The 13,839-nt window shown below is 74.5% G+C and carries 9 protein-coding genes; 6 read left to right on the forward strand and 3 right to left on the reverse strand.

What is annotated here, in order from left to right:
* Positions 1–129: 129 nt before the first annotated feature.
* From OU787_RS26600 to OU787_RS26615, 4 genes are all read left to right on the forward strand, one after another.
* The gene (locus OU787_RS26600) at positions 130–1,179 is read left to right on the forward strand and encodes a substrate-binding domain-containing protein (protein ID WP_268660833.1); all 1,050 of its coding nucleotides are present in this window, start codon (positions 130–132) and stop codon (positions 1,177–1,179) included.
* A gap of 145 nt (positions 1,180–1,324) precedes the next feature.
* Complete coding sequence (locus OU787_RS26605) at positions 1,325–2,884, forward strand: sugar ABC transporter ATP-binding protein (protein ID WP_035954333.1); 1,560 nt, start codon at positions 1,325–1,327, stop codon at positions 2,882–2,884.
* Positions 2,881–3,906: an ABC transporter permease gene (locus OU787_RS26610; protein ID WP_030458718.1), complete on the forward strand. Its 1,026-nt coding sequence runs from the start codon at positions 2,881–2,883 to the stop codon at positions 3,904–3,906. The genes OU787_RS26605 and OU787_RS26610 overlap by 4 nt, the downstream gene beginning before the upstream one ends.
* A 220-nt stretch (positions 3,907–4,126) precedes the next feature.
* Entirely contained in the window at positions 4,127–5,179 is a 1,053-nt protein-coding gene (locus tag OU787_RS26615; RefSeq protein ID WP_030458717.1) for a LacI family DNA-binding transcriptional regulator, read from the forward strand.
* A 71-nt stretch (positions 5,180–5,250) separates the two neighbouring features.
* On the opposite strand, the gene OU787_RS26620 is transcribed toward OU787_RS26615, so the two are convergent.
* The gene (locus OU787_RS26620) at positions 5,251–7,674 is read right to left on the reverse strand and encodes an RICIN domain-containing protein (protein ID WP_268660834.1); all 2,424 of its coding nucleotides are present in this window, start codon (positions 7,672–7,674) and stop codon (positions 5,251–5,253) included.
* A 103-nt stretch (positions 7,675–7,777) separates the two neighbouring features.
* Positions 7,778–9,220, reverse strand: coding sequence for an RICIN domain-containing protein (locus OU787_RS26625; protein WP_268660835.1), 1,443 nt, complete (start codon positions 9,218–9,220; stop codon positions 7,778–7,780).
* A 329-nt stretch (positions 9,221–9,549) separates the two neighbouring features.
* On the opposite strand from OU787_RS26625, the gene OU787_RS26630 reads away from it, so the two are divergent.
* Complete coding sequence (locus tag OU787_RS26630; protein ID WP_268660836.1) at positions 9,550–10,350, forward strand: DeoR/GlpR family DNA-binding transcription regulator; 801 nt, start codon at positions 9,550–9,552, stop codon at positions 10,348–10,350.
* Positions 10,351–10,368: 18 nt separating this feature from the next.
* Here the strand turns inward: OU787_RS26630 and OU787_RS26635 are convergent, their stop codons facing one another.
* Positions 10,369–10,749, reverse strand: a complete 381-nt coding sequence (locus OU787_RS26635) for a hypothetical protein (RefSeq protein ID WP_268660837.1) — start codon at positions 10,747–10,749, stop codon at positions 10,369–10,371.
* Between the two features lie 258 nt (positions 10,750–11,007).
* On the opposite strand from OU787_RS26635, the gene OU787_RS26640 reads away from it, so the two are divergent.
* Positions 11,008–13,839 carry an AAA family ATPase gene (locus tag OU787_RS26640; RefSeq protein WP_268660838.1) on the forward strand — a complete coding sequence of 944 codons (2,832 nt, stop codon included), beginning with the start codon at positions 11,008–11,010 and terminating at the stop codon, positions 13,837–13,839.

Below are 13,839 nucleotides of genomic sequence, written 5' to 3' on the forward strand. Positions count from 1 at the left end.
ACCCGGCTTGACTCCGATGAGTCCCCGCCCCTCTCATTGTTGCATCACGTTTGATCGTGTTCGGTTGTCTGTTGACTTCGGCGCGCCAGTCTCGCGCCGGTCCGGACTCCTGCGCCAAGGAGCGTCCCCATGCCTCGAACCGCCCCCTCCTCCCGCACCGCCTCGGCCGCAGCCCTGCTGCTCGCCCTGGGCCTGGCCGCCACCGCCTGCTCGACCGGACAGCAGTCCGGGTCCGGCACCGGCGAGGTGGCCAAGGTCGACGGGAAGATCTCGATCACCTACCTGCAGAAGCAGGGCGACCAGGAGTACTTCGTCGGCGAGGCGGCCGGCGCCAAGGCCAAGGCCGCCGAGCTCGGCGTCGACCTGAAGGTCGTCAACCTCGGCAACGACGCCAACAAGACGGTCAGCGAGGTGCAGTCCGCCCTCGCCCAGAAGTCCAACGGCCTGATCGTGGTCGTCCCCGACCCGGCGGTCGGCCCGCAGGTCGTCCAGGCCGCCCGGGACGCCAAGGTCGCGCTGCTCACCTCGGACGACCAGATCTGCGCCAACGGCCCGGACCCGGCCGCCTGCGCCAAGGAGCAGCTGGTGCCGCGGATCGGCTTCTCCGGCGCCCAGATGGGCGGCGAGGTCGGCAAGCGCGCCGCCGAGGAGTTCACCAAGGCAGGCTGGAGCGCCGCCGACACCCGGGTGATCTCCGCCTGGAAGCAGGACGTCACGGTCTGCGGCGACCGGGTCAAGGCCGCCCAGCAGGCCTTCGACGCCGCCGTCCCCGGCGTCAAGACCATCGACGTCGCCACCGACAACACCCCCACCGGCGCGCAGGACAAGGTCGCCGCCACCGTCACCGCCAACGCCGGCGTCAAGCACTGGGTGGTGTGGGGCTGCAACGACGAGAACGTGCAGGGCGGCGTCACCGCGCTGGCCAACGCCGGCTTCAAGGCCGAGGACGTGGCCGGCGTCGGCCTCGGCGCCTACCTGGCCTGCAAGGACTGGAAGAGCGGGCAGCCCAGCGGCATGAAGGCCGCGCTGTTCATCAACGGCAAGGACGTCGGCGCGCTCGCCGTCCAGACCGTGTACGACAAGCTCAAGAACGGCAAGGAGTTCCCCGCCGAGGCGTTCGCGCCGACCCGGATGGTGGACGCCACCAGCTGGCAGGACGCCGGCGTCAGCTGCGGCTGACCCGCCCGAGCCGCCCCCGGCCCGGCCCGGCTGCCCCCGCCGGGCCGGGGGCCCACCCTCCCTCACCCCCTTCCTTTCTCCTGCGCGCCCCTCCTGCGCGCCGCGCCCTCCGCCCGTTCGCCCGTCCGCTTCGAGGTGACCCGCCATGACCACCCCACCCGACCACTCCCCGCCACCGCTCCCGCCCGGCACGGCCGGTGTCGTCGCCGTCGGCAAGCGCTTCGGCGCCGTCCGGGCGCTCGGCGGCGTCACCCTCGACTTCCCCGCGGGGCAGGTCACCGCCTTGATGGGCGAGAACGGGGCGGGCAAGTCCACCCTGCTGAAGATCCTCACCGGCGACCACCTGCCCACCGAGGGCCACCTGCACCTGGACGGCCACCGCCTCGACCTGCGCTCCCCGGCCGACGCCCGGGCCGCCGGGATCCGGATCATCCCGCAGGAACCGGAGATCATCCCGCACGTCACCGTCGCCGAGAACGTCTACGCGGGCTCGCTGCCGCGCAAGGCCGGCCGCAGGCTGGACCGGGCCGAGCTGCGCCGCCGCATCCTGGCCGACCTGGAGCGGCTGGGCTTCGCCGGCGTCCTGGACCCCGACCTGCTGGGCTCGCAACTCACCCCGGCGCAGCGCCAGTTGGTGGAGATCCTGCGGGCGCTGACCGGGGAGGCGAAGGTCATCGCGTTCGACGAGCCGACCTCCTCGCTCTCCGAGCAGGAGGTGGAGGCGCTGTTCGCGCTGATCGGCCGGCTGCGGGCGCAGGGCGTCGCCGTCATCTACGTCTCGCACCGGATGCAGGAGATCTTCCGGCTCGCCGACCGGATCGCGGTGCTGCGCGACGGCGAACTCGCCGGCGTCCAGGAGGCCGCCACCACGAACGAGGGCGAACTGGTGCGCCTGATGGTCGGCCGCGACCTGTCCGCGATGTTCACCCGCGAACGCGTGGCCACCGACCGCCTGGTGCTGGACGTCAAGAACCTGAGCACCGACGACGTGCACGGCATCGACCTGCGGGTGCACGCCGGCGAGGTGGTCGGCCTGGCCGGTCTGATCGGCGCCGGGCGCTCCGAGCTGGCCCTGGCGCTGGCCGGCGACCTGCCGATCCGCTCCGGCACCGCGACCCTGGACGGCCGCCCGCTGGGCGGCAGCCCCGGCCGGGCGATCCGCGCCGGACTCGGCCTGGCGCCCGAGGAGCGCAAGGCGCAGGCGCTGTTCCTGCACCGCTCGATCCGCGACAACACCTCGGTCGCGGTGCTGGAGCGCCTGCGCCGCTTCCGGTTCGTCAGGCGCGGCGCCGAGAAGCAGTTGGCGCAGGAGTACACCGAGCGGCTGCGGGTGCGCACCCCCTCGATCGAGCACGAGGTGCGCAAGCTCTCCGGCGGCAACCAGCAGAAGGTGGTGCTGGCCCGCTGGCTGGCCCGCCGCCCGGAGGTGCTGATCCTGGACGAGCCGACCCGCGGCATCGACGTCGGTGCCAAGGCCGAGATCTACCGGATCATCGCCGACCTCGCCGAACAGGGCGTGGCCCTGCTGGTGATCTCCTCCGAACTGCCCGAACTGCTCGGCCTTTCCGACCGCATCGTCGTCATGCAGGGCGGCCGGATCACCGGCGAACTCGACCGCGCCGACGCCACCGAGGAAGCCGTCCTGCACCTCGCCATGGCCGACGACCTCACGCCCCGCAACCCCTCTCCTGGAGCCACCTCATGACCGCCCTGACCAGCCCGCCCGCCCGGCCCGAGGCCGCCCGGGGCTCCGTCCTCCCCTCGCTGATCGCCCGGCTCGGCGCCCAGCACCTGAGCCTGATCGGCGCCCTGGTCGTCGTGCTCGCCGTGTTCGGCACGCTCAACGACAACTACCTGAGCCTGGGCAACCTCCAGGTGATCGCCGAGGCCGCCACCATCACCGGCCTGCTGGCCGTCGTGCAGACCGTGGTCATCATCTGCGGCGGTCTGGACATCTCGGTCGGCTCGCAGGCCGGCGTCGCCTCCGTGGTCTCCGCGATGGCCTTCACCTCGGCCGGTTCCAACGCCTACGCGGGCATCGCCGCCGCCGTCGGCGTCGGCCTGCTGATCGGCCTGCTCAACGGCGCGATCATCGTGCACGGCCGGGTCAACCCGACCATCGCCACCCTGGCCGGCCTGGCCGCCTACAAGGGCCTGGCCCAGCTGATCTCCGACGGCCGCGCCCAGGGCTACGTGCTCGGCGACCCGGTGTTCGTCTTCCTCGGCCGCGGCAAGATCGCCGGGCTGCCCGTCATGGTCTGGCTGCTGGTCCTGGTCGCGCTCGCCGTGCACGTCCTGCTGGCCCGCACCGACCTGGGCCGCAACCTCTACGCGATCGGCGGCAACGACACCGCCGCCCGCCTGGCCGGCATCAACATCAACAAGTACCTGATCGCCGTCTACGGCCTGATCGGCATCGTCGCCGCCCTCGCCGGCGTGCTGCTCACCGCCCGCACCGGAAGCGGCCAGCCCACCTCCGGCAGCGAGGGCCTCGAACTCAAGGCCATCACCGCCGCCGCCCTCGGCGGCTGCGCCCTCAAGGGCGGCAAGGGCGGCGTCGGCGGCACCCTGCTCGCCGTCGCCCTGCTCGGCTGCCTGGAGAACGGCCTCACCGTCCAGGGCATCAACTCCTTCTGGCAGAACGTCGCCCAGGGCGCCCTCCTCGTCGTCGCCGTCGTCATCCAGCAGCGCCGCAGCGGCGAACGCGCCATCGGCCTGCCCGCCTGACCCGCCCTCCCGTGCTTCCGTCCCCCTGCCACCGGGCTTCGGTGGGCCGCCCCACGGGCGTGGCGGCCCGGCTCCTGGCCGGGGACGGAACGGCGGGCCGGCCGTTGAGGGTCGGCCGCGCCCGCCAGGTCACCGCCCCGACTGCTCCGGCAGCCGGGGCGGTGGCTTTTTCCGATCTCCACCCCGCTACCATGTTTACGCAGACATGAAGGAGGACCGCATGCAGCAGGGCCCGACAGCGGACGGCACCGCCCGCGGCAGGACGCGGCCGCCGTCGCAGGCCGACGTCGCGGCGCTCGCCGGGGTCTCCTCGCAGACCGTCTCCCGGGTCGCCAACAACCGCAGCAACGTCGAACCGGAGACCCGCGAACGGGTGCTGTCGGCGATGCGGGTGCTCGGCTACCAGCGCAACAGCGCCGCCCGGGCGCTCACCCTGGGCCGCTTCCACGTCCTGGGCGTGGTCACCTTCGACGTCACCGCCCAGGGCAACGCCCGGACCCTGGCCGCGATCTCGCGCGCCGCCCAGCGGGCCGGCTACTCGCTGAACGTGGTCTGCGCCGAGGACCAGACCGAGCGCGCCGTGCAGCAGGCCGTCCGCCAGCTCACCGACCAGGCCGTGGACGGCCTGGTGGTGATCGAGGCGCAGATCCTCGACCGCCCCGGCTTCTCCGTCACCTCCGGCGTCCCGGTGGTGGTCGCCGACGGCGACCCGGAGCGCCGCTTCCCCTCGGTCGACACCGACCAGGCGGCCGGCGCCGCCGCCGCCACCCGCCACCTGCTCGACCTCGGCCACCGCACCGTCTGGCACCTCGGCGGCCCGCAGGACTCCTACGCCGCCCGCCGCCGCGCCGCCGCCTGGCACGCCGCGCTGAAGGCCGCCGGCGCGCCCGTGCCCCCGCTGCGGTACGGCGACTGGACGGCCGAGGACGGCTACCGGATCGGCCGCGAACTGGCCGCCCGCCCCGACGTCACCGCGGTGTTCGCCGCCAACGACCACCTGGCGCTCGGCCTGCTCCGGGCCCTGCACGAGGCCGGCCGCCGGGTCCCCGAGGACGTCAGTGTGGCCGGCTTCGACGACCTGCCCGAGGCGGCCTACTACCTGCCGCCGCTGACCACCGTCCGGCAGGACTTCGAGGAGGTCGGCCGGCAGTGCGTGGCCCGGCTGCTGGCCCAGATCGAGGCCCCCGGCACGGCCGGGGACGCGCCGGTCGTGGTCGCCCCCGAGCTGGTGGTGCGGGCCAGCACCGCGCCCCCGCCCGCCCCGCGCGGCTGAAGGCCGAACGAACGACGGCGGCGGGCCCCACCCGGAGGTGGGGCCCGCCGCCGTCGTCGCGGCCGGGTCGGTCAGCCGACCAGCAGCTGCTGGCCCGGCGCGCCCGTGCAGGGCCGCTGCACCAGCGCCGCCCCGTCGGCCGTCGAGGAGCCGTTCACGTCCAGGCACTTGCCGCTGTGCCGGGCCAGCAGCGTCACGTACCCGGAGCCGGTGTCGCGCACCGACCACTGCTGGTTCGTCCCGCCGTTGCACGGGTACTGCACCAGCGGCGCGCCGTCCGCGGTGGCGGCGCCCGACACGTCCAGGCACTGGCCGGTGGACCGGACCACCACGTTGACCTGGCCGGGGCTGCCGGCCGGCCGCAGCGTCCACTGCTGGTCGGTGGCGTTGGCGCAGGTGTGCTGGACCACGGCGGTGCCCGCGGCGGTGGAGCCGCCCGCGACCTCCGCGCAGCGCCCGCTGAGCCGGACCTTCAGGCCCTTGTAGGCGTCGGGCGCGGCGGAGCCGATCGCCCAGGACTGGTTGCCGCCGCCGGTGGGCGTCCAGGCGCCGACCGGCGCGCCGTCCGCGGTGGACTCGCCGCTGACGTCCAGCAGCAGGCCACTGGCCTTGTTGACCAGGGTGTCGTGCCCGTCGCCGGTGGTGGACAGCAGCCACTGCTGCTGGGTGGAGCTGCCCGCCGCGACCAGCGACAGCGCGCCGCCGGCGACGCTGAGCGCCTTGCCGCTCTTGGCGTTGGTGATCCGGTAGGCGGCGGTGGAGTCGTACGTCCCGGCGAGCCGGGTGAAGTTCCACTGCTGGGTGGTGTCGGTGGTGTTCGGGGTGTGCTGGACCACGGCGGTGCCGGAGGCGGCCAGGGCCAGGCCGCTGTGGTCGTTGACCAGCCGGCGGGTCTGGCCGGTGGGGACGGTGGCGGCCGCGGTGGCGGTGCCGGTGGCGCCGGGCAGCACGAAGGTGGTCACCGAGCCGGGGCCGACGGTGGCGGTCAGGGTCATGGCGGCGGTCGCGGCCAGGTCGGGTTCGCGGACCAGGTTCTTGCCGCCGTCGGTGGTCCACTGCTGCACCGGCACCGAGGTGTCGACGCTCTGGAAGCCCGCCAGGTCGAGGGTGACGGTCTGCGCGGCGCCGGTGGAGTTGGTGTACACCGCGACCGCGCCGGTGCCGTTCGGCCGCAGCGCGGCCAGCGTGTCGGTGGAGTCGGTGGCGATCACCCGGGCGCCGGGCCGGACGAAGCGGCTGTAGTTGGCCATCGCCCAGTACTTCTTGTTCAGCCGCAGCGGCTCGTTCGCCGGGTCGGCGGAGTTCAGGTCGACCTGGACCAGGCCCCAGTTGGAGTTCTCGTGGGCGGGCGTCATGTTGGTGTAGTCCTCGACGGCCTGCCACATCACCCAGGCGCCCGGCTCCAGCTCCCGGACGTCGTCGGTGATCCGGTGCGCGAAGTCGAGCGCGGGCGACATGTCGGTGAAGCTCTGCGGCACCGAGCCGCCGAGGTCCACCTCGGACATCCAGTCGGGCAGCCCGGCGCCCTTGGCCAGGTCGCGCACGGTGCCGCGGCCGCCGGTGGAGTAGGTGTGGGTGTTGAGCTTGCCGACCGCGGCGCGGGCGGCGGCCGGGTAGGCGTTCCACTCGTCGCGGAACAGGTCCGGGTTGGTCTCGTCCATCGCCGCCAGGGGCGTGGTCAGGTGGGCCGCGTCCAGCGCGGCGCGGACGCTGGTGGCCAGCTGGGTCTGCGAGGCGGTGTCCCAGTGCGAGCCCTCCTGCGGGCCGCCGGCGTGCCAGTACGAGGTGCCGGGCTCGTTCATCGGCGACAGCGAGCCGAAGGTGACGCCGGTGGCGGCCTGGGCGCGCTGCAGCGACCCGGCGAGGTAGGCGGCGAACCGGTCGTACTGGTCGGGGCGCAGGTTGTCCTGCCAGCCGTTGACGGCGCCGGAGACCAGGCCGCTGTTGGTCATGAAGTACGGCGCGGAGTTGGAGAACGCCTCGAAGGTGTCGGCGCCGCGGCTCTTCGCGGCGGTCAGCCACCAGCGCTGGGCGGCGTCGGCCTGCGGGTTCCAGTCGTCCGGGTTGCCCGGGTCCCACCAGTTCGGCTGCTCGGTCCACCCGGTGGTGTCGCCGCCGGGCGGGCCGTACGCGGCGGGCCGGTTCCAGTAGCCGGGCACGGCCGCGCCCGGGCGCAGGTAGGGCGTGGTCTCGGGGCTGTCGCCGCCGCCGATGTTGTAGCGGGCGACGGTGAAGCCCAGCCCGTTGGTCCCGTACAGGGCGTCGGCGAGTTCGTTGCGCTTGGCGTCCGGCCAGTTGCCGGTGGCGTTGGCGAACCAGGCCAGGGCGGTGCCCCAGCCCTGGAACGGCTGCTGCTGGTAGCTGGGGTCGAGCCGGACGGTGACGTGGGCGGCGGCCTCGTCGGCCGCGGCGGGCGGGGCGGCCAGGGTGCCGGCGGCGAGCGCGGCCAGGGCGGTCAGGGCGGCGGCGCGGGCGGTGCGGCGCTGTGGGGACACGGTGTTCCTCCGGGGGCGGGCATGCGGAACGGCACGTCCCTCGCCGGGCGAGGGCCAGGGACGTGCCGTCGGGTGGGGGTGGTGCGTGGGGGCGGTTGAGGGGTCAGAGCCAGGAGGGGCCGCGCCGCCACAGCTGGTTGGTGCCGGTGTTGCAGGTCCACTGCTCCAGCGCGGTGCCGTCGGCGGTGGACTGGTTGGTCACGTCCAGGCACTTGCCGGAGCGCCGGTCGACCAGCCGGACGTTGCCGCTGCTGTCGGCCTTCTGGACCTGCCACTGCTGGGAGTTGGCGGTGGAGCAGGTGTTCTGCACGACGGCCGCGCCGTTGGCGGTGGAGTTGCCCGCGATGTCCAGGCACTTGCCGCTGTGCCGGGCCATGATCTGCACGTAGCCGCCGCTGAGCGGCTTGAACCAGAAGGTCTGGTTGGCGCCCCAGCCGCAGGACCACTGGATGGCCTGCGCGCCCGCGGAGAACGCGTAGTTGGCGACGTCCATGCACTTGCCGCTCTGCTGCCCGGTCAGGTTCTCCCAGGTGGCGTTCATCGGGGCGACGGTGCCGGCCGCGGTGTCCACGGTGATCTGCGGGGAGTCGCCCATCGTCATGCTGGTGTCGGTGGGGAAGGTCAGCGGCAGCCACACGTACTGGGAGTCGTTGACGGTGCCGCCCATCGAGTTGCCCCAGCGGTCGCCCATGTACAGGTAGCTGGTGCCGGAGGTGCCCTGGACCGGCAGCACGTACGCGGTCTGGCTGCCGTAGGTGACGTCGTCGCCGATGTTGGTCAGGCCGCTCCAGTTGCCGGTGACGCTGGTGGCGGTGCCGTACATCTGCTGGTTGGGGGCCCAGCCGGTGGCGCCGGAGGTGAGCAGGAAGTACACGCCGCCCCGCTTGAACAGCGCGGGCGCCTCCCGGGAGGAGCCGTTCCACAGGCTCTGCACCTGGGCGTCGATGCCGGTGTAGTCGGCGGTCAGCCGGTAGACGTGCAGGTCCCGGTTCTCGTTGGCGGCGGAGACCATGTACGCGGTGCCGTCGTCGTCCACGAAGGTGGTGATGTCCCGGGACATCTCGCCCAGCGGCCGGAAGCTGCCGCGCCAGCTGTAGTTGCCGTCCACCGTGGAGGAGACCGCGACGGCGGCCCGGGCCTCGCCGTAGTCGGTGGCGCTCTCCTTGTGCATCCACATCACGAACTGGCCGGTGGCCTGGTTGTAGATCACCTTGGGCCGCTCGATGTTGGCCGAGGCCAGCTCCGGGTCGGTGGCCTGGGTCAGCACGTGGTTGCGGAACTCCCAGGTCTTCAGGTCGGTGGAGCGGTACACCGACACGTACCGGAAGCTGTTGTCGGCGTTGCGGTCCTCGCCGAACCAGTAGTAGTACGCGCCGACCTTGATCACGCCGCCGCCGTGCGCCTGCACGCCCGCGCCGGTGGTGTCGGTGAACTGGGTGCCGTTGACGACGGGCACGGGGGCGGCCTGCGCGGGGGCGGTGCCGGCGGCCAGCGGGGCGCCGAGCGCCAGCAGGGCGCAGAGCAGCGCGGATCTCGTACGCGACATGGGGGAGTACCTCGCGGCTTCGGGTGGGGGTGGGGGTGAAGCATGTTGGCGCAAACAAGCGGCTGGGGAGAGTTTCGGATCGGTGTTCGGTTGTGTCAAGGGTTCTGACCGGTCCGGTTCCGGGCCCCGATCGGGAGCGAGGGTGTTTGAGCAGGTCAGCCGGGTTTTCTCCGGTTCAAAGGAGACATTTCGTGACCTTGCCGCCGCCGTCATTGAACGTTTGATTATGTTGAATCTGGGTGGGGTGGGCAGGGGTGGACGTCCGGCTGATCAGGACCGCACTATTCTGTTGATCCGTGAACCACTGCCGAGCGGCGTAAGGAGAACCCGTGGCGGACCCGACACTTCTCGGCCCCCAGCGCCGAGCGCTGATCCTCGAACTGGTGCGCCGGACCGGCGCCGTCCGGGTGGCCGACCTGGTCGAGCAGTTCGGCGTCTCCGACATGACGATCCGCCGGGACCTGGACGAACTCGCCCGGGCCGGCGAAGTGGAGAAGATCTACGGCGGCGCGGTCACCAGCGCCGCCCGGGCCGAGGAACCGGGCTTCGAGGCCAAGACGCAGCGCGAGTCCGCCGCCAAGGCCGCGCTCGCCGACGCCGCGGCCGCCCTGGTCGAACCCGGCAGCGTGGTCGCCGTCTCGGCCGGCACCACCGCCCACGCGGTGGCCGGCCGGCTGCTGGACGTCCGCGGCCTGACCATCGTCACCAACTCGCTGCCGGTCGCCGACCTGCTGCGCGAGCACGCCGCGAAGAACCCGGGCAGCGGACCGACCCTGCTGCTCACCGGCGGCACCCCCACCCCCTCGGCCGCCCTGGTCGGCCCGCTGGCCGACCAGGCGATCCGCTCGCTGCACGTCGACATCCTGCTGATCGGCGCGCACGGCGTCTCCGAACGGGCCGGGCTCACCACCCCCAACCTGGCCGAGGCGCAGACCAACCGGGCCCTGATCTCCTCGGCCCGCCGGGTGGTCGCGGTGGCCGACCACAGCAAGTGGGGCGTGGTCGGACTGAGCGCCTTCGCGGCCCTGGACGAACTGGACTGCTTCGTCACCGACTCCGGCCTGGACGCACCCGCCCGGGCCGTGCTCGGCGAACAGGTCGGACAGCTGGTCGTCGCCGAAATCCCCTGACGGGCCCGCCGCCCCCGCTCAGCCCGCCACGGCGAACCGGGCGGAGGGCCGCCGCCGGTGCGTGTCCGGCAGCTCGTGGACCGCGCAGCCCACCGCCTCGAACCGGCGCACCGTGGCCCGGGCCGCCTCGTCGTCCAACGAGAAGACGAACGGGCCGGGCACCACCACCGCCGACACCCGCCCCGCCGCGGCCGCCGCCAGCAGCGCCTCCAGCGAACTCAGCGGGTCCTGGGAGCGGCGCCCGTTGTCCAGGAACACGGTCGCCTCGCCCAGCCCGGTGGCCAGGGCGTAATGGCTGAGCGCGCTCCAGAAGTCCAGCAGGAAACCCGCGTCGTACGGGTAGCAGCGCAGGTAGATGGCGGTGGGGCGGCTGGCCGCCGGACGGTTCGTGGGGTTCATGGCTGCTCGCCTCCGGGTGGTGCGGGTGGTGCTGTTGGTTCCAGGGAAGACCGGCCCGCCGCCCGCCGGAAGACGCGGAACTACCCATTCCCGTCCGCCGGCGGCCGGGACATGGGTAGTTCCGCACCCGGACCGGGGCGGTCCGCCCGGCCGACTCCCGACCGGTCAGCTCCCGGCCCGCCGGACCCCGCCGGGGGGTTTTCCGGCGGGGGCGGCAGTAGCGTGGGGCCAAGCGTTCACGGTGGTCAGGAGCGGCGGATGGTCGGCACGGTACGGCAGCTCGGTCCCGCCCCGGAGCGGCGGGGCTTCGCCTTCGTCGGCCGCGGGCCCGAACTGGCCGAGCTGGTGGACCTGTTGGCCGCCCGGCCGGCCGTCGCCCTGGTGCAGGGGGAGGCCGGGGTGGGCAAGACCCGGCTGGTCGCGGAGGCCGCCGACGCGTTGCGGGCCCGCGGAGTGGGGACCGTGGTGGGCGGCTGCCACCCGCTGCGCGAGCCGCTGCCCTTCGGCCCGGTCATCGACGCCCTCGGGGCGCTCGGCCCGCTGCTGCCGCCCGGCGCCCGGCTCGGGGCCGCCACCGCGGCCCTCGCACCGCTGCTGCCCGACCTCGCCGACCGGCTGCCCCCGCCGCCCGCCGAGCCCACCGGGCCCGGCGAGCAGCGCCAGGCGGTGCTGACCGCCACCCGGGCCCTGCTGGCGGCCGCGGCCCCCGTGGTGCTGGTGGTCGAGGACGTCCACTGGGCCGACGACGCGACCCGCGAACTCCTGCTGCTGCTGGCCGGCAGCCTGCCCGAGGACACCGCGCTGCTGCTCACCTACCGGGGCGAGGAGGTGCACGGCCCGCTGCTGGGCCGCGAACTGCGCCGCCCCGCCGGCACCGGCCTGCGCGACCTGGCCCTGCACCGGCTGGACCGGCCGGCCCTCGCCGCACTGGCCGGCTCCGCCCTCGGCCCGGACGGCGCCCGCCGGCTCACCGGCGCACTGTACGAGCGCAGCCACGGCCTGCCGCTGATCGCCGTCGAGGACCTGATCACCCTCGGCACCCGCCCCGGCGCCGCCGACCGGCCCGACCTGCTCGGCGTGCTCGGCGTGCCGCGCAGCCTGCGCGAGGTGCTCGCCGCCCGGATCGAACGGCTCACCCTGGACGCCGCCGACCTGGTCGACGCCGCCGCCGTGCTCGCCGTCCCCGCGTCCGGCGACCTGCTGGCCGAGGCCGCCGCGCTCCCTGCCGACCGGGCCGACGCCGCCCTGACCGACGCCCTGGAGCGCTCCGTCCTGGTCGAGCACGGCCCCGACAGCTACGGGTTCTCGCACGCCCTGGCCCGCCGCTCCGTCTACGACGCGCTGCCCGGCCCGCTCCGCACCCGGCTGCACCGCCGCGTCCTCGGCCTGCTCACCGCCCGGGACCCGCAGCCGCTGGTGCAGATCGCCCACCACACCGAGGCGCTCGGCGACACCGCGCAGTGGCTGGTGCACGCCCGCGCCGCCGCCGACCGGGCGATGGAGGTCGGCGACCTCGGCACCGCCGCCCTGATGCTCCGCCGGATCATCGACCACCCCGGCCTGCCCACCGACGAACTCGGCGCCGCCGCCCGCTCGCTGGCCGAGGCCGTCGCCTACACCGAGGAGGCCGGTGCCAGCGCCGACGCGCTGCGCCGCATCATCGACACCCCCGGCCTGGCCCCGGCCGTCCGCGGCGAGATCCGGGCCCGGCTCGGCAACATCCTCCGACTGCACCTCGGCGGCTCCCACGGCGTCGCCGAACTCGAGGAGGCCGCCGTCGAGTTGGAGGCCGACAACCCCCGGCACGCGGCCAAGACGCTGGCCGTCATCGCCGCCATGGACACCGGCGACGCCACCGCCGCCGAACGCCGGGGCTGGATGGACCGCGCCCTCGCCCTGCTGGAGCGCTTCGACGACCCCGAGACCACCGCCGTCGTCCGGACCAACCGGCTGGTCTCGCTCCCGCTCTGCGCCACCCCCGGGATCCCCGACCTGATCGCCGCCCTGCCCCGGCACAGCGACCACCCCAAGATCGTGCTCTGCACGGCCATCAGCCTCTCCAACGCCGCCGAGATCGGCTGCTGCACCGGCCTCGACGCCTCGGTCCGCGGCTGGGCCGCAGAAGCCGCCGCCCTCTGCGAGCGCGCCGGACTCGGCGGCCTCGCCATGTACGCCCACAGCTACCCCGTCCTGCTCGACTGGACGGCCGGCCGGTGGACCCGGTTCGACGCCGCCCTCGCCGCCTACCGTCGGCGCTTCCCCGACAGCCCCGTCGCCGACACCGGCCTGCTCGCCGCCGCCCAGGGCGCCATCGCCGCCGCCCGCGGCCAGGCAGCCCGCGCCGCCGAGCACTTCCGTGGCGCCCTCGACCAGGACGCCACCAGCGTCCTCGCCCTGCCCGCCGCCGCCGGCCTGGCCCGCCTCCACCTCGACCGCGACGACCCCGACACCGCCTGGCAGACCCTCGCCCCCGCGCTGCGCCTGCTGCGCCGCCGCGAACTCTGGCCGTTCGCCTTCGACCTGCTGCCCACCGCCGTCGACACCGCCCTGCGCCGCGACGACCGGGCCACCGCCACCGCCCTCGCCACCGAGCACGCGGCCGGCCTCGACGGGCTGGTCAGCCCCGCCGGCCGGGCCGAACAGCACACCGCCGCCGGACTGCTCGCCGACACCCCGGACGCGGCCGCCGCCGCGTTCCTCCGCGCCCGCGACGCCTGGCAGGCCGTCGGCCGCCCCCACCCCGCCGCCCTCGCCACCGAACGCGCCGCGCTCGCCGGGCCGGCCGCCGACGCCGGGCCGCTGCTGACCGCCGCCGCCGAGGAGTTCGACCGCCTCGGCGCCGTCCGCGACGCCTCCCGGACCCGACGCCACCTGCGCACCCTCGGCCCCGTCCCGCGCACCCCCGCGGACCCCGCCGACACCCTCTCCCCGCGCGAACGCCAGGTCGCCGGCCTGCTCGCCGAGGGCGCCCGCAACAAGGAGATCGCCGCCGCCCTCTACGTCTCCGAACGCACCGCCGAGCACCACGTCGCCGCGGTGCTGCGCAAGCTCGGCACCACGCGCAAGGCGCTGCGCAGGATCGGCGGTTGA

The organism is Kitasatospora sp. YST-16 (assembly GCF_026802215.1).
In the GTDB taxonomy this organism is placed as follows: Bacteria; Actinomycetota; Actinomycetes; order Streptomycetales; family Streptomycetaceae; genus Kitasatospora; species Kitasatospora cineracea.